This window comes from Sphingobacterium detergens, from assembly GCF_003610355.1.
GTDB classification, from domain to species: domain Bacteria; phylum Bacteroidota; class Bacteroidia; order Sphingobacteriales; family Sphingobacteriaceae; genus Sphingobacterium; species Sphingobacterium detergens.
The window spans coordinates 466,307-489,098 of the sequence record NZ_RAPY01000002.1 but is presented as its reverse complement, the minus strand read 5'-3'; the positions used below and the strand labels follow the sequence as shown (position 1 = coordinate 489,098).

General features: G+C 37.2%; 23 protein-coding genes. 18 read left to right on the top strand and 5 right to left on the bottom strand.

The genetic code is table 11. The features are described 5' to 3' along the window. The first annotated feature begins 78 nt into the window (after positions 1 to 78). Positions 79 to 981, top strand: a complete 903-nt coding sequence (locus DFQ12_RS14115) for a DUF6528 family protein (protein WP_208642551.1) — start codon at positions 79 to 81, stop codon at positions 979 to 981. 189 nt (positions 982 to 1,170) lie between these two features. Then, complete coding sequence (locus DFQ12_RS14110) at positions 1,171 to 2,403, top strand: hypothetical protein (RefSeq protein ID WP_120259699.1); 1,233 nt, start codon at positions 1,171 to 1,173, stop codon at positions 2,401 to 2,403. Positions 2,404 to 2,522: 119 nt separating this feature from the next. Here the strand turns inward: DFQ12_RS14110 and DFQ12_RS14105 are convergent, their stop codons facing one another. Then, positions 2,523 to 2,969 (bottom strand): MTB12 C-terminal domain-containing protein, encoded by a 447-nt coding sequence (locus DFQ12_RS14105; RefSeq protein ID WP_120259698.1) that lies wholly within the window; start codon positions 2,967 to 2,969, stop codon positions 2,523 to 2,525. Positions 2,970 to 3,200: 231 nt separating this feature from the next. Here DFQ12_RS14105 and DFQ12_RS14100 point away from each other — a divergent pair, with 231 nt between their 5' ends. The 5 genes from DFQ12_RS14100 to DFQ12_RS14080 all read left to right on the top strand — a co-directional run bounded on the left by DFQ12_RS14100 (position 3,201) and on the right by DFQ12_RS14080 (position 10,240). Then, complete coding sequence (locus DFQ12_RS14100) at positions 3,201 to 3,968, top strand: hypothetical protein (RefSeq protein ID WP_147420414.1); 768 nt, start codon at positions 3,201 to 3,203, stop codon at positions 3,966 to 3,968. A 526-nt stretch (positions 3,969 to 4,494) separates the two neighbouring features. After that, complete coding sequence (locus tag DFQ12_RS14095) at positions 4,495 to 7,152, top strand: glycoside hydrolase family 78 protein (protein ID WP_120259696.1); 2,658 nt, start codon at positions 4,495 to 4,497, stop codon at positions 7,150 to 7,152. A gap of 103 nt (positions 7,153 to 7,255) precedes the next feature. After that, on the top strand, positions 7,256 to 8,173 hold the full coding sequence (locus tag DFQ12_RS14090) for a helix-turn-helix domain-containing protein (RefSeq protein ID WP_120259695.1): 918 nt from the start codon (positions 7,256 to 7,258) through the stop codon (positions 8,171 to 8,173). 87 nt (positions 8,174 to 8,260) lie between these two features. After that, on the top strand, positions 8,261 to 9,478 hold the full coding sequence (locus DFQ12_RS14085) for an MFS transporter (protein WP_120259694.1): 1,218 nt from the start codon (positions 8,261 to 8,263) through the stop codon (positions 9,476 to 9,478). Positions 9,479 to 9,712: 234 nt separating this feature from the next. Next, entirely contained in the window at positions 9,713 to 10,240 is a 528-nt protein-coding gene (locus tag DFQ12_RS14080; protein WP_120259693.1) for a GNAT family N-acetyltransferase, read from the top strand. Between the two features lie 47 nt (positions 10,241 to 10,287). Here the strand turns inward: DFQ12_RS14080 and DFQ12_RS14075 are convergent, their stop codons facing one another. Both DFQ12_RS14075 and DFQ12_RS14070 read right to left on the bottom strand, forming a co-directional pair. Further along, the gene (locus DFQ12_RS14075) at positions 10,288 to 11,148 is read right to left on the bottom strand and encodes an alpha/beta hydrolase (protein ID WP_120260013.1); all 861 of its coding nucleotides are present in this window, start codon (positions 11,146 to 11,148) and stop codon (positions 10,288 to 10,290) included. A 188-nt stretch (positions 11,149 to 11,336) separates the two neighbouring features. After that, entirely contained in the window at positions 11,337 to 11,558 is a 222-nt protein-coding gene (locus DFQ12_RS14070) for a methyltransferase type 11 (protein ID WP_120259692.1), read from the bottom strand. 550 nt (positions 11,559 to 12,108) lie between these two features. On the opposite strand from DFQ12_RS14070, the gene DFQ12_RS14060 reads away from it, so the two are divergent. Continuing rightward, positions 12,109 to 12,768, top strand: coding sequence for a hypothetical protein (locus tag DFQ12_RS14060; RefSeq protein WP_120259690.1), 660 nt, complete (start codon positions 12,109 to 12,111; stop codon positions 12,766 to 12,768). A gap of 73 nt (positions 12,769 to 12,841) precedes the next feature. On the opposite strand, the gene DFQ12_RS14055 is transcribed toward DFQ12_RS14060, so the two are convergent. Next, positions 12,842 to 13,504: a hypothetical protein gene (locus DFQ12_RS14055; protein ID WP_120259689.1), complete on the bottom strand. Its 663-nt coding sequence runs from the start codon at positions 13,502 to 13,504 to the stop codon at positions 12,842 to 12,844. A gap of 272 nt (positions 13,505 to 13,776) precedes the next feature. Here DFQ12_RS14055 and DFQ12_RS14050 point away from each other — a divergent pair, with 272 nt between their 5' ends. After that, positions 13,777 to 14,805: a hypothetical protein gene (locus tag DFQ12_RS14050; protein ID WP_120259688.1), complete on the top strand. Its 1,029-nt coding sequence runs from the start codon at positions 13,777 to 13,779 to the stop codon at positions 14,803 to 14,805. Positions 14,806 to 14,995: 190 nt separating this feature from the next. Here DFQ12_RS14050 and DFQ12_RS14045 read toward each other — a convergent pair whose 3' ends face one another. Further along, positions 14,996 to 15,592 carry an HD domain-containing protein gene (locus tag DFQ12_RS14045; protein WP_244211747.1) on the bottom strand — a complete coding sequence of 199 codons (597 nt, stop codon included), beginning with the start codon at positions 15,590 to 15,592 and terminating at the stop codon, positions 14,996 to 14,998. Positions 15,593 to 15,774: 182 nt separating this feature from the next. Between DFQ12_RS14045 and DFQ12_RS14040 the strand changes: the two genes are divergently transcribed. The 9 genes from DFQ12_RS14040 (at position 15,775) to DFQ12_RS14000 (ending at position 22,783) form a co-directional block, all read left to right on the top strand. After that, positions 15,775 to 16,797, top strand: a complete 1,023-nt coding sequence (locus tag DFQ12_RS14040; protein ID WP_120259687.1) for an LLM class flavin-dependent oxidoreductase — start codon at positions 15,775 to 15,777, stop codon at positions 16,795 to 16,797. Between the two features lie 12 nt (positions 16,798 to 16,809). Continuing rightward, positions 16,810 to 17,895 (top strand): NAD(P)-binding domain-containing protein, encoded by a 1,086-nt coding sequence (locus DFQ12_RS14035; protein ID WP_120259686.1) that lies wholly within the window; start codon positions 16,810 to 16,812, stop codon positions 17,893 to 17,895. Positions 17,896 to 17,998: 103 nt separating this feature from the next. Beyond that, complete coding sequence (locus tag DFQ12_RS14030) at positions 17,999 to 18,772, top strand: helix-turn-helix domain-containing protein (RefSeq protein WP_120259685.1); 774 nt, start codon at positions 17,999 to 18,001, stop codon at positions 18,770 to 18,772. A gap of 88 nt (positions 18,773 to 18,860) precedes the next feature. Beyond that, positions 18,861 to 19,361, top strand: coding sequence for an anthrone oxygenase family protein (locus DFQ12_RS14025; protein WP_147420413.1), 501 nt, complete (start codon positions 18,861 to 18,863; stop codon positions 19,359 to 19,361). A 345-nt stretch (positions 19,362 to 19,706) separates the two neighbouring features. Continuing rightward, positions 19,707 to 20,210 carry a hypothetical protein gene (locus DFQ12_RS14020; protein WP_120259683.1) on the top strand — a complete coding sequence of 168 codons (504 nt, stop codon included), beginning with the start codon at positions 19,707 to 19,709 and terminating at the stop codon, positions 20,208 to 20,210. A 48-nt stretch (positions 20,211 to 20,258) separates the two neighbouring features. Then, positions 20,259 to 20,438 carry a hypothetical protein gene (locus tag DFQ12_RS14015; RefSeq protein WP_120259682.1) on the top strand — a complete coding sequence of 60 codons (180 nt, stop codon included), beginning with the start codon at positions 20,259 to 20,261 and terminating at the stop codon, positions 20,436 to 20,438. A 160-nt stretch (positions 20,439 to 20,598) separates the two neighbouring features. Next, positions 20,599 to 21,681, top strand: a complete 1,083-nt coding sequence (locus DFQ12_RS14010) for a hypothetical protein (protein ID WP_147420412.1) — start codon at positions 20,599 to 20,601, stop codon at positions 21,679 to 21,681. Between the two features lie 65 nt (positions 21,682 to 21,746). Next, positions 21,747 to 22,148, top strand: coding sequence for a DUF3784 domain-containing protein (locus DFQ12_RS14005; RefSeq protein WP_120259680.1), 402 nt, complete (start codon positions 21,747 to 21,749; stop codon positions 22,146 to 22,148). 83 nt (positions 22,149 to 22,231) lie between these two features. Beyond that, a complete protein-coding gene (locus DFQ12_RS14000; RefSeq protein ID WP_120259679.1) occupies positions 22,232 to 22,783 on the top strand; it encodes a sigma-70 family RNA polymerase sigma factor in 552 nt (183 codons plus the stop codon). Positions 22,784 to 22,792: the final 9 nt, after the last annotated feature.

Below are 22,792 nucleotides of genomic sequence, written 5' to 3'. Positions count from 1 at the left end.
AATTATTTTTGTTATCATATTCGTTTTCAAACAACTTATCTAATTAACTTTAAATACGAAATTAAAACCGAACACGGAATGAAACCTAGTAGAATAATTGACACATTGGTACTGTGGATCATCTTAGCAATACCTTTTCTAGGCAATGGCCAGCAATTGACGCAGATCCCAAAGGGGTATTGGGTTGCCTGTGGAGATGACAAAGTGCTTATTATCAATCCCGCAATTGGTTCCGATAGCTCAGCCATTGTCTGGAAATGGCAATTCGGAGAAAGCGCCAATCAAATACCGAAGGAATATAGCAACTATTTCAAGTCAATAGATGAATGCAAGCCCGTGTTTTCAAATAAAAAAATCCTGATTACATCATCGACTGGTGCAACCTGCTTATTGAATATCGCCGATAAAAAAATTGAGTTTTACGCGAAGACACCCATGGCCCATTCAGCCGACATATTGCCCGGAAAACTTGTAGCTGTGGCAAACTCAACTCATCCAAAAGGTAACTCTCTGGAGCTTTATCAATTAGACCAACCGGAGAAACCAATCTACAAGGACACACTTTATTCGGGACATGGTGTAATCTGGAACAACAGATTACAGCAATTATTTGTACTTGGCTATGACGATCTGCGAACCTATAAATTAACTGATGCTAAAAAAAGCTTAACGCTCGTCAATACAATAAAAATTCCCGGACAAGGCGGGCATGATCTCTCTCGGATAGATGACAATCGTTTATTGGTTTCGTTTACAGATGGCGTAGTTATTTTTTCTATAAAAGAACGAAAATTTGATCCATTCTCACCCTTAGCTGATGCTCATCATATAAAATCCATAAACTGGAATGCAAAAATAAACCGTCTGATATACACAAAAGCAGAAGAAAGTTGGTGGACAAATAATATCTATGCGACCAACCCAAATCAGAAGGTATATATACCGACCCTGAAACTTTATAAAGTCCGTGTCTGCGATTAGTAGTAGCTGATTGGTAGTTGATTAATGGAGGTAAAAAAAGGTTTATTTTTTGTACAGCCTTACTGATCTATCTAGTGTAGGTTAATTTATTGTGTTAAAAAAGCATATTTCAGGATAAAAATAGTGTTGTAGATTTTGAAACACGACCTATAACTAATATATTAGTTATAACAAACTAAAACATTAGTTATGAGAATTTATTTCGTATTTTTATTTATTATTGCCAGTCAATGGGTATATGGTCAGATCACGTCCGATAAATTACTTAAATTATATAATCAGATCGCCAACAATCATCCAGAAAACTATCAGTTTGTCATACAAGAACTCAATAAACTCGCCATTGACAGTATGGACGACAGAAGCAGATCTCTTTTCTATCAACTATTGTCCTCTCATTATTCCGAGCTGGGAGATTATGAAAAATCACGATTCTATTGGGATCAACAATACGTAAAATGGATCAACGAATACAAAATCACATGTGATACTACTTTTTATAAACAGCACCAATTTGTCGACGCTAAAAACTACATTTTGCAACGATCAAAAAATGAAAAGGTTGTCATGATCAATGAAGCACATAATATTCCATATCACCGTGCTTTTGTATTACAATTATTAAATGGATACCGTCAATTGGGTTTTAAATATCTCGCTATCGAAACATTATTGGATGAAAACATAAACGAAACACAACATATCACAGACACTACAGGATTCTATAGCCGCGAACCACTCTTTGCAGAGATGATCCGTGAAGCCTTGCGACAGCACTTTATACTAATAAAATACGAAGCTGATAAGAATACAAGTAGTCTCCGTATGCGAGATTCTTTACAAGCTGTCAACTTAGCAAGAGTTCTAAAAAACGATCCTGATGCCAAACTACTTGTTTACGCAGGTTATGATCATATACATGAAGGAACCCAGAATGATTGGAAAAAAATGGCTCAATTCTTTAGGGACATGACCAATATTAACCCCCTAACCATATCGCAAAGCAAACATACCGAACAATATCATCCCGAATTTGAAACCGCTGAATTTCGCGCAGCAAATCAATTTGGTTCGTTCAATGATCCCGTTGTTGCTTTGAAAAATGACACTGCATGGCATGATAAATTCGTTGACATTTCGGTATTCTCCCCCCGCTATTTAATACCTGACAAGAGGCCAAATTATTTAACCATCGGCGAGCTCCGAAAGACAATCCTATTAAATACTACAAAGGGAGAGAACGGGCTTTTCGTACAGGCCTATTATGCAGAAGAAAAAGCAGGACACCGAATACCAGCGGATCAGCTTTTCATAAAAAAAACACAAGAATTACTTTATCTAAGACCGGGAAAGTATGTGCTCGAATTCAAAAATTCAAGTGATAAAGTTGTAAAAAAAGAACATATACATGTTTCAAACTAAAAGGCACAAAAAAGCCACATCTCACGACGTGGCTACTAAACTAAACTTATAAACTTATGATTCACTAATAGTCAGGCTATGAGCTAACTTGACTCACCATTAGTTATTGATTCTTTGTCCTATTTATATGCATTTACCGAACTGGACACTTTCCAGCGTCCATTCTCATTGACCAAAGTCACAAGATCTGTCTTGGTGAAATCCGCAAATTGCATTGTTACCTTTGCGACCATATAATCTGACGATTCTTCGATGATCTGGGTGTTTACTTTACAGTTGAGCTTCTCCCCTTTTTGTTTTTTCAAAAATTTGATGACTTCCCTACGGTTATTTGTCTCTGCATTTACAGATTGGATTTTTTGACTAAAATCAGTAGAAAATAATTGATCTACTCCGGCCGACTCTCCCTCAGTGATAACCGCAACATAATGACTAAGGGCGATATCTGCAGTGAATAGATTAACAATAGCTTTCTCTGAAGTTGAAGATGGTTTATCTGCGGCCATAGCGAAAGTACTTATTGCGATCAACGCTGCTGCCACGAATGTTTTTACGAATGTTTTCATAATATTCTTATTTTATTATATTAGCTTTTCATCTAAATAATTCATCCATTATTAGTGATGAAGCTTTATACTCTCGGTGGTTTATTGTACTTATTTGTTGATTCAAAATTATAATACGATAGCTCCTCCGCCTATGGTCTTTAGGTCAACGGGTATAAAAACTCGGTGAACGAAGGAAATAGGGAGGTGAAATTTAAAAACGCTTTTCAGAAATCTGAGAACAAAACATATATGACAGAGAATATTCCCTTTATACAAGTAATTAAAGTTCCCATCGTTGCCGATCTAGTACTGAGTCCCACCGTCCTATACGATGAAAATGGAACCTCTATCTGCTTTGAAACGGAGGATGAACAGTTTGGTAGAATCACCATACAAAAAATGGATGGAATCAGAATCTGCCGTGGGGAAATTCCACCTTATCACGATCCCAGAGAAAATTGGGAAGATTTTGAGGTAGGCACCTGGGTGTACCGGGTTGAAAACTCAACATGGCTGATGGAAAGATATCAATATGAAAAAAAACACTATGGCCAATCGTATGAATGGGGCAATTCAGTGGAAGAAATGTTGACCGACTATACACATTATTACTTTTTCTTTCATGACGAATTTGTAGAGGTTATCGCTAAAGGCTTCTGGTGGGAAAAAGCTGAACAGAACTTACTCGGAAAACCATTGTCAATGAGTCATCCATTCCTCAAATTACAGATTGATTTTACGGAAGAACTCAACATCAATGATGCTCGATTTTATATCAAGATAAATCCTAAATCACATCAAGAACTCTTAGAAGATGTACGTTTTTGCCATCAAACCATTCTAGAGGTTTGGGTAAAAATTAAGGGTGAATACTTTCAGGAGGGGACACTAAAAATTAAAGAAAATAAGGCTGTCGTTTTTTCTTATTATCAACCTAGGTTCGGAAAAGAAATTATCATAAAAAAAGGCATTGCAGATCTAGCTGACCTGGAAAATGTACTACTGTCCAAGCCTTGATAGATTAAGTCGACAGCCCTGCGAGCAGATAGAAATGATCAAGGCTAAAATATGATAAAAAATTCTATCAAATAAGTAAATCGAAGATTAAAAAAACACAATAAAGTAGCAAAGATATAGCCACAACTAAGAAAAAAATATAGTCAAAATAGGGGTTCTAGTTATCTTCAAGCGTTAGATAAGCTCGCTATCATTACTATTGACCAGAATAAAAAACCAAAAACAACTGTCCTGATAAACATTCAAAATGGGCCAATAATTATTGCCCATTTTTGCACCAGCATGTTTTAAAACAAAAGTAGAGTCCAAGGCTCAGCTCTCCGATTTCACCGACTACAATCCTTTCCTTATTTGAAGTTCCATATCAAGCTGAAAATTGTATTTTCCTTTAGGATACCTATTTCTTTTCAAGTGATATACCATCATTTCCTGACCAAGCAAGCAGGATAGCCCATGATGCATCTATCAAGTTTATTACGGATAATAGCTTATCATTCCGGATTTCCGGCCAAACCGATCGTCAAATATGAAACCATTTATAAAGACTCTGCTTCAAAAATTTGTAATAGTAGGATTTCTGTGCATCCTCTCGCTTATGACCTATGCTCAAAAATTAAGCGTAATCGACCTCAAGGTAGAACACCTTAAAAACCCTATGGCAATCGAGACGGCTAATCCCCGATTTAGCTGGAAAATTATTTCTCCAATAAAAAACACTTTACAATCGTCTTATGAAATCAGAGTAGGTAAAAATAAAGCTTCGATAAACCTTGGAAAAGATCTCGTCTGGGAAGCTACTGTCTCCGGAGATCAATCTGTACTGATTAAATATAACGGAGCAGCACTGCATTCAAAAAGAAGATATTTTTGGCAAGTTAGGGTAAAAGACAATCATGGCAATACCTCCGCCTGGTCTGATGCCCATTTCTTTCAGATGGGTATCGGCGCTATGGACTGGAGCGCGAAATGGATCAAGGTAGCAGAAACGGACACCTCAGCACGAAGCCCCATTTTTAGAAAAGAATTCTCCATAAATAAAAAACTAAAGTCTGCAATGGTCTATGTTACAGCAAAAGGGCTATATGAAGCTCGTATCAATGGCCAGCGCATCAGCGATACTTATTTTGCTCCGGGGTGGACCAGTTATAAAAATCATTTACAGTACCAAGTATATGATGTGACCACTGTACTAAAAAATGGTATCAACGTATTCGGTGTCAGCCTCGGAAACGGCTGGTATAAAGGACGGATAGGCTTCGGAAATCAACATAATTTTTATGGCGACACGCGTGGATTGCTTCTGCAACTCCTCGTGGAATATACGGATGGTACAACAGAAACAATCAATTCCGATGAAAGCTGGAAATATGCTTATGGACCGATCATGGCATCTGATATTTATGACGGCGAAATTTATGATGCCAGGATGGAAATAGCCGGCTGGGATAATATCGGCTTTAAAGAGGACAATAAATGGAATAACGTCCGCATCATGGAGAAAGGGCCGGAAAAACTTGTTGCGATGGCTGGTCCACCAGTTAAGAAACATGAACAGTTTAAAGCCCTTAAGATTTTCAAAACACCAGCAGGTGAAACAGTTGTAGATTTTGGACAAAATCTAGTAGGTTGGGTCATGCTCAAAGCGAAAGGTGCAGCCGGAACCAAGATCACCCTGAGCCATGCTGAAGTGCTTACAAAAGAAGGCAATTTTTATACAACAAACCTCAGGTCCGCAAAGGCACAGGATATCTATATTTTAAAGGAAAACACAGCACAGATCTTTGAACCTCATTTTACATTTCAGGGTTTCAGGTATGTGAAGATCGAAGGCTACCCAGGTGAATTGACACCGGAAAACGTTACAGCTGTTGCCTTATACTCAGCAATGGAGACCACAGGCAAATTCGTAACCTCAAATGCATTATTGAACCAGTTACAGCACAACATTCAATGGGGACAAAAAGGAAATTTTTTGGATGTGCCAACAGATTGTCCACAACGCGATGAGCGCCTAGGATGGACTGGTGATGCGCAAGCTTTTGCCAATACAGCGGCCTATAATATGGATGTGTCAGGATTTTTCACCAAATGGCTAAAGGATGTAAAGGCGGACCAACTCCCTAATGGTGCAATCCCCCACGTAATTCCCAATGTACTGGGGGCAAATGATGGTGCTTCTGCTGGCTGGGCAGATGTAGCTACCATTATCCCATGGGATATGTATGTGGCTTATGGCGATCGACAGTTCTTGGAAAATCAATATGAGAGCATGCGAAAATGGGTAGATTATATCTCATCTACCGCCAAAAATAACCTATGGAATTCAGGTTTCCACTTTGGAGATTGGCTTTTTTATCGTCCTAATGATGATAACGATGGAAGAGCTGCTGTAACGGACAAATATTTGATTGCACAGACTTTTTATGCACATTCGACCCAACTATTGATCAATGCAGCAAATGTATTGGGTAAACAGGAAGACGTAGCTAAATACAGTACCCTCCTAACAAACATTAAATCCGCTTTTGTAAGGGAATACATGACCCCAACGGGTAGGTTAGTTTCAGGAACACAAACAGCCTATGTACTCGCACTACAATTTGATATGCTACCCGAACAACTCAGAGCAGCCTGCGCGGATCGTCTTGTAGCCAATATCCGGGACTATGGAAATCACCTCACAACCGGATTCTTGGGTACACCATATTTATGTCATGTGTTGACCAGGTTTGGTCACAATGATGTCGCTTACGACCTTTTAATGCAGGAAAGCTATCCTTCTTGGCTTTATCCCGTAAAAATGGGCGCAACAACAATATGGGAACGGTGGGACGGAATTAAACCTGACGGATCTTTTCAAACCCCAGATATGAACTCCTACAACCACTATGCATATGGGGCAATTGGGGACTGGATGTACAGAACGATTGCCGGAATCAATTCGGTCGCTGACAATCCGGGTTATAAAGCTGTTGTCATTGCTCCCAAACCGAATGGAAAAATAACAAGTGCGTCTGCGGAATTAGAAACCGTTTATGGCACGGTAAAATCAGCATGGAAACTTGAAAATGGACTATTGAAACTTGAGGTCAGCATACCGGCAAACAGCAAAGCCAAAGTAATCTTGCCCGACTTAACCAGAGAAATTGGTTCTGGTACATACTATTTTGAAAGTAAAATTTAATACGCAATCTAGCTCAGATCTTGGTTAAGTTTATACAATGAGGAAAGAGAAGGTTATTGTAAAGAGCTAGGATTACATTTGATTTTTGTAACTTTGCATAATCATGAGCGAAACACTGGAAACTTTACAGGATTACTATAAACGATTGAGCCATCTCCATACAAATAGTGGGGATATACTAGATGTTGAACTCGGAAAATCACATTTCAATATTTCGCCACGCAAATACTGTGATTTTAAAACACCCTATAACAGACGCGATTTTTACAAAATCAGTCTCATTTTAGGAAAAGGATGGTTCAAATACGGTCAACATGAATTATATATCGATCGGCCTGCCCTGTTTTTACCCGCATTAAATATTCCCTATACATGGGTATGTGACACGAACAAACAAGAAGGATACTTTTGCCTTTTCAATCAAGAATTCTTTTCCGGAAGCCAGACATTTGAACCATTTAAAAAGACATCGCTATTCAAAGAATGGAGTAAGCCCATTATCTTTTTAGATGAAGAACAGCTGCATTTAATTACAACATTATTCGATAATATGTTCCGGTTGAATAATTCCAGTTACCCTCTCCGTTGTAGTGCGATCAAAAGCAATTTGGCAGCAATCCTTCATCTAGCCTTAGAGTGGAGAATGGAAGATGTAGAGTTGCAAGATCAATCGGGCAGCATCCGGATGTATCGTTTGTTTGATGAATTACTTCACAAACAATTTCCATTGGATTCTCCCGCCTACCCGCTTGCGTTACATACCGCAGCCGATTTTGCGGCAAGGCTCAATGTACATGTCAATCATCTCAATGCCTCTGTCAAATCGGTCACCAATCAGACAACAACGCAGATCATCAAACAAAAAATCTATGAGGAGGCCAAAAATCTATTGATCTATACAGATTGGAATGTCGCTGAGATCGGTTATACCCTTGGGTTTGATGAACCAGCTCATTTCAACAACTTCTTTAAGAAAAATGCAGAGACATCTCCGCTCAAGTTTAGACAGAAAAACAAATGATATTTGATTTTCGTAATTTTTACTTTGTCAGATAGCATCGGTATTAGCCAAAAAGTCTCTAGTTTTGTTTAACAAAAAAGAGTAAAAATGTTGAAAGAAGCTTCCGCACAGCGCATCAGGTTAGTAACGTTCATGGCTTTTGTATCCATGCCCCTTTCAGGATTTGTAACAGATATCTATCTACCTTCGTTTCCGGCAATGGCCAAAAGTCTACTTGTTCACGAACGAGATATTCAATTAACATTGACCAGTTACCTATTGAGCTACGGCATTTCCCAGCTATTTATAGGTAATATTCTAGACAGCATAGGTCGATATAGACCGAAGCTTCTGGCATTAACGCTTCTGATATTAAGCAGCTTATTGATAACCCACACACATAGCGTGTTACTTATTTGCTTATTAAGAGTCGTGCAAGGTATAGCCATATCTATTTTGGTGGTGGCTACACGCGCACTTTTCGTCGATCTATATGCAGGTGATCGGTTAAAAAATTACCTAAGCTATTTTACCATCGTCTGGTCATGTGGCCCAATACTAGCGCCTTTTTTAGGAGGTTATCTTGAAAAACTATTCGATTGGCAGGCTAATTTTTATTTTCTTGCTTTCTACGCTGGCGCCTTATTATTATTTGAAGTGTTGTACAGTGGGGAAAGTATTGCCGAAAAGAAAAAGATTAACCTAAGGGACAATCTCAACCTATATAAAATGATGTTACAAAACAAGCTTTTTATATTGGGCATCCTGGTACTGGGATTTAGTTACTCCATTGTAATGCTATTCAATATGACGGGGCCATTTATTATTGAAAATACATTTCACTTTTCATCCGTCACAATTGGTTACTGTACGTTGATACTGGGTTTTTCATGGATGATTGGTGGGTTTGTTACGAAAAAGCGTATGCATCTTGATTTCGTCCCTCGGATCATAGCTCCTGTTCTATTCCAGGCTTCACTTATTGTCGCTTTAATCGTAGTGAGTATGTTCCAGCAAAGCCTATATATCATGGTTGGCTTTGCATTTTTTATTCATATAATTTCAGGTGTTTTATTTACGAGCTTTTTCACCAACAGCATGTTATTTTTCCCAAAACATGCGGGTACCGCAGGCGGTCTAATGGGCGGAATGGTTTACATTGTGACATCACTGTCTAATTTTATTGTGGCTATTAGTGGCAAAGTAACCACACAGAATGGATTAGCATGGCGTTATTTTATTTTTTCTGTGTTATTGACTTTGATTATCATGTATATGTGGAAACTACAGAAAAATAATAGTGGGCAAAACAGCTCATCAAGCTAAGTTTGTTCAATTCCCTAAACTAAATAAGATAAAATATTTTATTATTTTTAAGCAAGTGGACAGCAATTTCAATTGAAAAAATCGAACTGCTTATTTTAGGTTTAGAACTAGAGATGGAGTATGAAGTGTTAAACCTTTGGAACCTAATTAAAGTTACGCCCCACAAATGGCAAGAAAAGCAATAAAACAAATTCCCAATTCAATTATTTAAAATAAGAAAAGGCGCTCAAATAAATGGACATATCGATATTTCTAAAACCTCTATCAATCCAAAATGTCACACCATTTTATACATGGCTCAATGATCCAGAGGCAATTAAATATTCACTTTCGTTATTTCAATCGTTAAATACAAAGGAAAATATTGATGAATGGTATATATCAGTCATCAATGATTCAAAAAATTACAATAGAGGGATTTTTCTTTCCAATTCAGATATTCCTATTGGTTATGCTGGGATTTGCAATATCTCTATTACAAACAAACTTGGCGAGTATTTTATCTTTATAGGGGATCGCAATCAATGGGGAAAGGGATTTGGCACGCAGGTAACCAAAATGATTGTTGACGCTGGATTTGAAGAATTAAATCTCAATCGTATTATGCTTACTGTATCGGAACCAAATTATGCTGCCATCAAGGCATATAAGAATGCTGGTTTCAAAATTGAAGGAAGAATGCGTCAAGCATGTTATAGAGACAATAAATTCCATGACAAATTAATCATGTCAATACTGAGAGACGAATGGAATGTTAGATAGCATGCCTAAAAGCTTGGTCAAAGAACTCGAAAAATCATATAAGTAAACTACTTGGAATAAGCTGTTTTTGGATATAATTTCTTAAATGCATTATATACAGCCTGATGGATAACTGTTGAATGTAATTCTTCAGGCATATAATCAAAGATAACATCCATCTTCTTATTGTTACCTATAATTTTATAAAACGCTTCAGCATCCTGGTACATTCTAATATCTTCATCCCTATTGGGTACTCCCAGATATACACGCACTTTTTTTCTCAAATTAGCCTCCAATAGCTTTTCGGTATTTTTCAATAGCTCCTGCTGTCCCCACCACAGACTCGGACTGACAATAATATAATTATCAAAGAGATCAGGTTGTTTAAGTAGTATTTCGGCTGAGAAAAGCCCAGCTAGCGACTCTCCAATAACCGTCCGTTCCTTGTTTACCCTATAGTTTTTACTGATATGGGGCAGTAATTCATCTTTTAGAAAACCCATGTATTTTTCGGATCCGCCATAGGTAGGAAAACTGCTTTTTTGAAAACCTTCTTTCTCTAGGAAATCAACGTTTGGAACAGCGAAAGTAAAATCACGTTTTCGGGTATTTCCCTCGATCCCAACAACAATACTATTGGGGAATCTCGCAATCCAAGGTTGGGTATCAAAACGAACAATTCCCGCAATATGAAAAAAGTCTTCTTCCATACCCCCGTCCAAGACATAGATGACAGGATAAGTTACCGTATCGTTGGCCTGATAATTATTAGGAAGAAAGATATTGATCGTCCGCTTTTCGTTTAAAATATTAGAATGCAATACTTCGGATTGACAGCCAGAAAGCACATTACTTTTGGTTTGTGCAAAAGAGATACAGCTATAAATTATGGCTATAAAAAGAATGATATTTTTACAATATTTCATTTCGAACATGATGTTATTAAAGAACCTCCATCATAGACATTTTCATTTCGGTATAGAAGCTTTGTCTGGAGGAGAGATACTGGAATCGAAAGTAAGTCTAATAATTAATTAAAAAAAACCTTTTTTTATTATTCTATGCGGAGCCCCATTTCATTTATAGCTAAGTCCACTATCGTGGACACTCATCGTTATTCTATACGTTCACATTGGTAGCCCCAATCGAGCATCTGTTTGACAATCCCACCTATCTCGATATCCGATTGTGAAGATTCAATCCTTAAAATCCGTTCCTCGTCGTCAAGATCAAAGTTAACTTTATAGGAGGAGAACAGCTGTAGAAGCGTCACAATGATTTGTTGTGCTTCTCTATATTTATTGACATTCGTTTTAAATATTTCAACTCTTTTCATAGTATCGGATCTCACTTAATTTTAAAGAATGCTAGTATACTCTCATCACCGAATCATGCCTTCATTTCGCTTTTTTTTCTATGCGTTAAGCATAAAACACCTTATCGTCCAACTGTTTAGATCACTCTACTGCTTATCGATTGATAAGCGCTGTAAATCGGTCAGTTCCCTCTTGTCAGATGTACCTACTGAATCCGTATGATAGACTTGTAGAGCATCAGAGAACGCTTCATTATGTTTTTTTGTCTCGATATTCGAAAACAAAGTTAAAACCATAAAAAACAACAAAATGATCAACGCATTAAAGAAATGTACCATACCTATAGCGATTAAATTATGATGGTCCAATTTCCCAAATAAGGAGCTCTTATCCCATATATTTTCGGTAAAAAGCAGATTTTGGTCGGTAAACAATCTCTTTTTTCCTTTTAATACACATCGAGCATTTTTATATTTGATTACATTTGTTCGAAATGGAATCTGATGAGTATCTTACCCTCTTATTGGGATGAGATAGTTTGAAAGTCAGGTTCAAAAATTAAAATTAATCGTGGCCAATAAAAAATTAGTTCCAAAATACCTTTTAAGAGATCCCTTATTCTGGAGTGTCTTATTGCTTAATCTATTGATTGTTTATTTATACGGTGATGATGCGATATATAATTATAACATCATTCTCGCCCAGTCGATTCAAACATTTGCATATGCAGTAGCACATTATATACTCCTCAAGAATACGCCGATTAAATACACGATAAAAAAAATAAGGTTGAACCGCACGCGTAAAAAATCGGATAAAAACAGAAAATCATTTGGAACCTATATTGAAAAGGACGAAACTGGTAATTGGGTTTATACAACAATCTTCTTTATTTTGCTTTGCTTTTTTACGGTATTTTTAACAGCAATTGTTCTTGTTATCAACAGGGTCACACACAACAACACTTTTGTGTTTCAGACTTCAGATTTTTACCCAGCAATATGGGCAGTATCGAATGCTATCTTTTATTATAAAAATAACAAAGCACGTTTGACTTATTCGAATGCCAGTCCGAGAGAGTTAGTAGCAGTTCCTTTTTTCAAACTTTATATTCCAATGTTTATGATGCTTTCAGGATATACCCTGGTCATGAAAGTCATAGGCGATATTGTTAGTTTTATACTCTCCAATCCTAAATATTGGACGTCATCAACTGATAAGGACGCATAAAAATCCTCCAAAAAACAAAAAAGCCACATTCGACAAAATGTGGCTCAGTTAGTATATTGATTTAAATGGCTTCTTAAGAAAACTGTTCTGTAAGTATACGTGGATTTTCAGGAACGATCGCTACCACACAAAACTGCCTATCATTATCTTCGATCGTCTGTTGGGCATCTTTTGGCAGATTGCCTAATGCAAATTGTCGTCTCCAAACCGCTACCCCATCTGTAAATGCCAAAGGAAGTTTTTTCGCAAATTCTCCAGGTTTCACAAAATCTATCTTGAAAAGATCCAGAATTTCCTTATCTATCTTGTCATTGGTATTCGTTGGAATAGCAAAAATTTTTTCAGCGATTTTATTGATAAAGGAGCTGTCGTGTCTCGTCTCTCCAGTACTATAGATACAGTAGTAGATATTTTGCACATCATTTCCGTAGACTTTCTTTGCGATACATACAGGCGCCGTCTTAGTCTCTTCATAAAGTTTTTTATGTGCAGAGCGATTAATAACTGCTACCAAAATAAAGCAGACAACCACAATAACCGACATGATACTAATGGCACCTATACCAATAGTTTCGACCAGTCCTTCAAAAATAGCAAATGCGAGGAAACAGAGTAAACCTATGCCTATAATCAAAGGCGCATAGACAAGCTTGTTCTTTCCAAAAGCAGAACTTTTCACATACTTATCAATAATTGTACGGTCATGCTCAAATTTACCAAGATGTGTCGTGTTCATGTACTTGTTCTTGATTTTATATAATTCATACCTGATTGCAAAATAAATGTATATAAAATACACCTTACCATAATCTCACATTTACAATTCGCCAGCATTGATTTAATATTCGTTTGAATAAACAGAAAAAACGAATAACTATTTCAGCAGACTTCCACAGAGACCTCAAACTAATTTTAACTACAAAAAATTAAACACAAATGTGTAATTTTTAAATAAAAAAAATATTTACACATTTTATAAGCATATTTGTTTATATATCAAAGAAAAAAATGCTTATAAAAAATTGGATATTACTTTTATTCGTATTGGGATTAATTTCAAGTTGTACAAAAGATCCGGTGATTAAACCAGAAATCGAACCACCTACTCCTATTGACACGACGAAGGTTGTTGTGCCCAAACCCAAGGACTCACTTTTTGAACGAAGATCATTCAGTTTTGTGATCCATGAGCACTTCGTTGATGAAACTGTGGATCAACAATTGTTTTTAGGTAGCCTTTGGAGCCTAAAAGACACAACAAAAAGTCTACATTTAGAAAATATTCAGTCCATGGCAAAAAAATTCCCTATTTATGTCATGGCGAATTCGGCCAAAGAAGAAATGGGCCATTTTTTTCCGTCCTATACAAGCATATTAAATTATGCCAATTTATTCAAGAACACAGATCTCTCAGGATCGATAGAAATGGGTTCAAGAGACTTTTCCGATTATGCCGAGATACAATTATATATTCCGTTAAATAAGGACATCGAAAAAGTACTCAATCTCGTAAAACACGGTGATTCAACAACTGTCCAAAAGACTCACAGTACCTTCAGGCACACATTGGTAAGACGATTAACTTTAGATACCGACCAGGTTGATTATTTTTCAAATTACCAAGAATCTGATTTAAATAATCTCAAGAAATTGGGTTATTCACCCTATTTCATCATATCCGTCAATTATGGTTATCAACTTGTTATCGCGGCGGAAAGCGATTTCACTAGACCTGACATGAACAGAGCTATTGATAAACTGTTAGAAGGAAATCCATTGGATAATATTGATGAGCAAGTACTCAATACAACAAAACTGCTCGTCTATTATAGAGATGGAAGTAAGGACACTTTTATTCGTCATGCTATTAATCTTCAGGAGATTAAAAGTACACTTTCGACATTAAGTCATCGGATAAAAAGCAATTTTGATAATTTTACTTACCCTCTTAGTTATCTCGCCATGCATATCACTACAGGCGAAATCCTAGGGTATACCAATACCTTTGATTTACAAGTGAAGAAAACAAGCAAATAAGGTCGGGTCAAAATAAATTTTCAGCATCATTGTGAGAATGGTAATATTGAATTTTAATTCCAAGCGCTTTTTGATTTTAGCACGAAGTCATTTAATAAAACAGCTATTATATAAAATACGTTCAATTTGGGGCTGTCTCAAAACCTGGAACTGTAATTGAGAATCAGTATTAAATTTGGGAATAATAAAATCAGCTTTTCTTCAAAATTCCCCTTTTCACACCATCATCAATTAAACTTTCGGCATATTCCCATAATACAGGTGAACCATCTTTGATCACACTCTTTTTTGCATACACCTTATCATAGTTTACACCAGGTTCATTCCAGGTCCCTCCATTATTGGAACTATTCTGCAACAGTGGTTCCAATCGGTCCATTGCTTTGGCGAACTGCGCTTCGCGAGTCGCCCCAGCTTCAAACTCCTCCCAGATCGAAATGAGTTCTTCCGCTTGCTGCTCCGGTAACATTCCAAATATTCGTTTGGCGGCTAAACGCTCTTCCTCCGTATTACTATGTGCTTTTTCGTTATCATAGATAAAGGTATCTCCAGCATCAATTTCAACAATGTCATGTATCAATACCATCTTAATAACTTTCAATAGATCTACAGACTCGTCAGCATGCTCAGCTAAAACAATAGCCATCAGCGCCAAATGCCAGCTGTGTTCGGCATTATTCTCACAACGATCACTATTAAAAAGCTTAGTCCTTCGCTGGATGTATTTCAACTTATCAATCTCCTTGATAAAATCAATCTGTTTCAACAATTTTTCGGATGTCATCATGAATATATTATAGTACAATCAATATACAAAGTTAGTGCTTTTATACTCCTCACCAATTGCCAAATGGCAATTGGTGAGGACGATTTCAATTGCTATTTTATTGACATCCATAGGACAAACCAAGAGTCCTAAATCAGTATAGATTTATTAAATTTGATAAACATCAAATCTCGTCCCGACGAATGAAGAAAATAGGATTTTTATCTTTTGGACATTGGTCCAAACACCCTGCTTATAGCACCCAAACAGCAAGTGACACATTACTTCAATCAATAGATCTAGCTGTAGCAGCAGAAGAAATAGGCATAGACGGAGCTTATTTCCGTGTACATCATTTTGCCAATCAGTTAGCCTCCCCCTTTCCTTTATTGTCCGCCATTGGGGCGAAGACCAATACGATTGAAATAGGCACAGGAGTAATTGATATGCGCTATGAAAATCCACTCTATATGGTGGAAGATGCTGGGGCAGCCGATTTAATTTCAGAAGGCCGATTACAACTGGGTATCAGTAGAGGTTCACCTGAACAGGTAATAGACGGATGGCGTTATTTTGGTTATGAGCTCGCTGAAGGCGAGACCGACGCTGATATGGGCCGTAGGAAGGCTTTAGAATTTCTGGAAAAACTTAAAGGAAAAGGTTTTGCTGAACCAAATCCCTATCCGATGTTTCCGAACCCTCCGGGCTTACTTAGGCTAGAACCGCACGCTGAAGGACTACGAGACCGCATCTGGTGGGGTGCAGCATCGAATGCCACAGCGGTATGGGCGGCTCAAAATAGGATGCACTTACAGAGTTCCACATTAAAGTATGACGAAAATGGAAAGCCTTTCCATATACAACAGGCGGAACAGATACGTCTATATAAACAAACCTGGAAAGAAGCTGGACATCCTGGCGAACCCAGAGTTTCAGTCAGTCGATCAATTTTTGCATTGGTTGATGATTTAGATAGGTATTATTTTGGACAGGAAGCAGATCGGGCCGACAAGATAGGTTTCATTGAAGCGGACAAACGCGCTATTTTTGGCCGTAGTTATGCAGCCGAGCCTGATCAGCTCGTCAAAGAACTGGCTCAGGACGAAGCTATCCAAGAAGCTGATACCGTGCTTCTGACAATTCCGAATACTTTGGGTGTAGATTACAATATTCATGTACTTTCGGCTATTTTGGAACATGTTGCACCTGAGTTAGGCTGGCGCTAGATATCCTAATTGATGATAAACAATATTCGTTACAAAACCAAAATTGCGATAATCGGTGCAGGACAAGCCGGGCTTTCTTCTGCTTATCATTTAAAGAAATTGGGATTGGAGATTAATCGGGACTTCATTATTTTAGATGAAGCCCCCGCTCCTGGTGGTGCTTGGCAATTTCGCTGGTCTTCGCTCACATTAAGTACGGTTAACAAAATCCATGACCTACCAGGTATGTCATTTGAAGAAACATTGACAAATAATGAGACTGAGGTACAGGCAAATATAGCTGTCCCACATTATTTCGATCTCTATGAAAAAAGGTATGGGCTAGAAGTTTATCGACCACTTAAAGTTGATAAGGTGTCCTCGCATGGGCAACGTTTTCATATAGATACTACTGAAACGTTGTTTTCCGCAGCGGGCATTATTAACGCCACGGGTACCTGGGAGAATCCTTATATTCCTTTCTACCCGGGAGCAACACTATTTCAAGGAGAGCAACTTCATACAAAAGATTTCAAAACAGCGGACTATTTCAGAAACAAGCATGTTATTATAGTCGGTGGCGGTATATCTGCCATCCAATTGTTGGACCAGATTTCGGAAGTGACTACAACAACATGGGTCACACGACGTCCCCCACTATTTCGTGAAGGCCCTTTTGATGATATGGCTGGTCACAATGCTGTTGCTATGGTAGAAGAGCGTGTGCGGCAAGGGTTACCACCGCTATCAGTTGTATCCGTGACGGGGCTACCTTATTCACCAGAAATCCGGGCGATGGAAAAACGAGGGGTACTCACACGACTGCCCATGTTTAGTGAAATCACTAAAACCGGTGTAAAATGGGAAGATGGAAGCGAAGAAAAAGCAGATATTATCCTCTGGAATACGGGCTTCAAAAGCGCATTGGAACATTTAGATGCTGTACTACCTAGGGAAGAAAATGGAGGGATCTTAATGGATGGGAGACTGGCCACAAGGATTGCCAAGGAACCCCGCATTCATCTGGTCGGCTATGGTCCCTCTGCCTCCACAATCGGAGCTAACCGCGCCGGAAGCGCAGCAGCAAGGGAACTTGTAAAAACATTAAACCTTTTGTAATGTTATCTAGATTAGGATTAAAAATCATACCAAATTATATTTAGTGAAGATTTATCTATATTTAGATCTATAAAGAGTTTCATAATAAAAATAAATATCACTGATGGATGCGCAAAACATTATTCCAGATCAATCCATTGCGTTGTTTGTCAAGAATATTATGGTATTCGAAAACAAGAGCAACGTGGAGACGATCATTCCATTTTTTGCGGATGGATACCCTGGGCTATTGTTCCATCAAACCGAAACAGGCTTAACCATTCAACCTCATGGCAAAAAAATGCCCATAATCTTCTTATATGGCCAAACAATCAAACCCATTACCATTGACGTTAACGGCCCCTTTAAAATCATTATTTTTCAATTTTATCCATTTGTATTACGCGCTTTTTGGGAAATAAATCCCGAAAATATCAATGATAACTGCTATGATTTAAATAATAGACCGGAAACAAAACTCAATGAACTTATTACAGAAATCCTATCCTCTCCAACTATTCAAGAAAAGGTCATCATAATATCCAAGTTTCTTATAAGTTATTTTGAGCAGAAAAGAAACAAGCTAGATTTTTCAATAAAGGGTGTAATTCAATTCATTATAGATAAAAAGGGCACTGTGCCTATCAAAGAGATCGCCAAAAAAGAAAAATTGCACATCCGAACGCTTGAAAGAAGATTTCTCAAAGAGACTGGAATATCCGCAAAACAATTCGCGAAAATAGTCCAATTTCAATCTTCACTCACTCAATTAACTACAAATGATTTTAGGGAGATAAGCGAAATTGTTTATACGAATGGATTCTCTGACCAATCACATTTTATTCGAGTTTTCAAAGCTTTCACAGGAGTAACTCCCCATACGTTTGGCAAACGATAAAATTGTCGCTTTTATTCTATTTTGGATTCATGCTAATAACGAATTTTACCCTAAGAAATTAAATATAAGATATTTAAACTTACCATCAATGAAACTACAAGAAATCACTTTAGCTGCTGCTGTGATAACATCGGCATTAATATCTGGGCTCTTTTTTGCCTACACGTTTTCCGTCAATCTTGGGCTTCACAAATTGGACGACAAGGGTTATTTGATGGCAATGCAAAATATCAACCGAGAAATTTTAAATCCAGTATTTTATATCTGTTTTTTAGGAGCACCATTATTGTTAATTGCTTCGTCGGTGATGTATTTCGATTTATCTTCTCCGAAGTTCTATTTAATCGCTGCTGCATGCGCCAGTTATATTATCGGTGTATTTATTATTACAGCCGCAAAGAATGTTCCGCTAAACAATCAATTGGATACGCTCGATATCGCAGGCACGACGTCTGATGCTTTACAACGAATGCGCCTTCTTATTGAGCAACCGTGGGTGTTCTGGAATAACCTGCGAACTGTGTTCTCTTTTCTAACCTTAGTTTTTTTAATTGTCAGTCTTATATTTTTCAAATCCAAAGATCAATAACGACCAAAGCGGCACATTTTCTTTCATGCCGTTCTAGACTTCTTTGTAATTCCTTTAAAAGGCTTCCTCAATCGGGCAGCCCTCTTTTCATGCCAGCAGCTTCCTGAGCTGACTATTTTTTACGCATAAGTTCCCATACTGTCTACCCCAATAGAAGTACTGATATAGCAGATGACCAATCATGTAAAAGACGAAAAAAGCAGCAGAACATACGGATTTAAATTCATTGTCAACGGATTTAAATCCTGCTATAAAGCGCAACAGTTTCTATTGTACTTTTATAAAAAATAAAGAAGAAAAGATTCAGATGAAATCATCTTGAACGTAAACTAATAAAAAAATCCAATGAAAACACAAAACATAATCCCCGCCCTGCTATTGTCCTCCATAGGCTTAATGTCCTTATATTCATGTAATGGAACATCAGTAGATACGATTAAAGCCATGGAATCCAACTATGACAATCAGAATAAGACCATCGAGTTAACCGGTGAATTTGATGCTCCATCCTTTACCTTTTCATCGGGCAAATCGAAGACCATGTCAATGAATTTTGTTGTAAAACCCCATGCAATCAGTTCGGAGAAATTTACAGCATTCAGTGTTATGTTACCTGTTGGAACAGAAAAAAACAGTGTTCTATTTGAACTCCCAGCTGACCAAAAAAACTATACATTAAAAAACTTCCATGTCATTGATAAAAACGGAGAGAAAATCAATCTCGATACGCATACCACATTTAAAATGACGGGTACTGTACATTACAGTGAATTAGAAAAACCTGAAGGTGAAAGGGACAAAAACAATTTCAACTATAAAATAACTGACGTAACCTTCGAAAAAGATTAAAAAATCATGCTATAAACCCGATCAAACTCGTTAATAAAAACTAAAAATATGATCAATATTCAGCTTGGAAACAGCTTCTCTTTTGGATGGATAATTATTGGATTTGCCCTTATCATGGCTCTGGGGATTTACATCGCTTATAGAAAACAACACGCAATTAAAATAAAATATGTTATTGCCGTTATCATTATGTTAGTTGTAGGCATAAAATGGCTTTTTGAAAAATAAAGTAATCTTCTCCAATAGCTGTTTTTTTTAGATATAAAAAACGGAAGAGTGCACAAGTACACAACAGAACTTTAACACTTGAATAAATTTATTTTTGTAAATTCAAGTTTAAATGTTCGAATCAATCGTGATCGATGCCATTGTTAAATGTAAATTTATCATGAAATTTATTTTCACTTGTGTTCTCTTTTCCATACAACTATTTGTATTTGCTCAAGAACGACCCCAACTTATTCCGTTCAAATTTGAAGGTAAATTGGGTTTAATGGATGTATCCACAGCAGAACCTGTGTATCCGGACGCTCTAATGGATGGCCCGAACAGATATTATGTCATTGGAGACTTCTGTAGTTATATTATCTCGAAAAATGAAAAGGAAGATGCTGTAGTTGATGCCTATTCGGGACAGGAACAGTTTTCTGGGCATTTTGATAGTACATGTGGCCGCTTGAAAATCAACAAAGACAGTTATTATCACTTTGAAGTGGGTGGAAACTCAGCTCTCCTAAAGCCCGGAAGTCCTCTTATACAGTTAACAACCCGATACCAAAGCATTGAACCAAATCATGACGCGTGGGACAATGAAAGCTTGGATGGCAAGCAATATATCTGGGCGCTAAAAACAGACGAAACCTACGATGTTTTGAGTGCCGATAAAAACTTTGCCCGTATAAATTCCTTACCGAATTTTGAAAGTTTTGATCTGGTATATCGAATAAATGAAGATGCCCCCATAACTTTGGTTGGATTTGTCTTGGGTAGCAAAAATGCGATCCAACGTGCTTTCGGCCAGAAATATAATATTCCAGAATCTAACCAAATGGTTGAAGTATATGATATACATTTTAAAAAATTAGGCCATACAATTTACCAGAATGTAGCAATCAAAAAACTATTCAATCATGAAATTGAACTACAGGGTAGTATGATTCCTCCACCAAATCTTGAAAACCAGATAATCACCGCTCAAAATAAAACAATTGTACTGAACGACGAATTTAGCTTAATTCCGGCAAAAGATGATCAGACACAATTGGTCCTTGTCAATACGCAGCAAGGAAATGCTTCCATCTTAGGAAATGGCCGCTTCGATTACAGGTACATCAGCACAACCCAAAATTTAAAAGCGCTCCTACAGATAAGACATGCGGAAACTGGAACTTTTTTTTATTTTGATTTTAACGGGTTTTATTTCCCAAAAGGAGTTCCTTTAATCCCCAAGAATTACAGAAAATGGAACTAAAAGAACGAAGTAAGGTTTCAATAGAAAATAGACAAAATAGGATCGCAAAAAACAATTTTTAACAGATGATTACTTTAGTTTTAGTATTAAGCGTAATTTTGGCAACAGTTGCTTTTCTAGTCACTGAAGAGAATGCAGACTCGTCACTTTCTGGATATAACACCCTTTCGTCAACAGAAAAGCAACAATTTGACATAAAGGCTTTTGTCCCATATTTTAGAAAATTTCATCTATCACTGGCGGTTTCATATTTGTTGATTTCCCTCTTCCTTCTCTTCGCTATCAGTTCGTATTGGGCAAAGATTTTTAGTATAGCTTATCCCTTACTTGCTTATATATTTTTTATTTGGAAAGCGAACAGTTTTTTCATAAAAAGGAATAAAAAACAGTATATCCTTTCAATTACTGTCATTTGCTTTCTTCTTATTGTTCTTTTAGTGATTATGATCCAATTTTTAGAGAGCTAATTCTGTGATCGCCGTAATCAATTTTGATTAGATAAGAAGTATCAAAAAACTATTTCTAATTTTATAGGATTATAATTGACTATATGGACAAGCGATCAAAACATCTACAACAATGGATTGATATCTATAGTGATACACTTCTCAATAGCGCTCTTTTTTTGCTTTCAGACCGACAAGATGCGGAAGATATAGTCCAAAATGTATTTATGTCTGCATTCGAATCATACCATTCTTTCCAGGGGCGGAGCAATGTAAAGACTTGGCTAATGGCTATTCTTAAGAATAAAGTCGCTGAGTTTTACCGTAAAAAGTACCGACATACAGGCAATATTCCACTGGATCATTATTTTGATAGTGAGGGATCATGGAAGCATGATGATATTCTACAAGACTGGAATGAAAAAGACGACAACCTCCTTGACAACAACGATTTTAATAGCGTAATGGCCGAGTGTATGGACAAATTGCCCCTAAAATGGCTTATCCCGGTAAAGCTCTATTATTTAGAAGAAAAAAAAGCGGCTAGCGTATGTCAGGAAACTGGCCTTACGACAACTAATCTATGGAAAATCCTCCAACGAAGTCGTATGCAACTTCGGGAGTGCCTGGAATTTAACTGGTTTAATATCTCATGATTTCGTAAG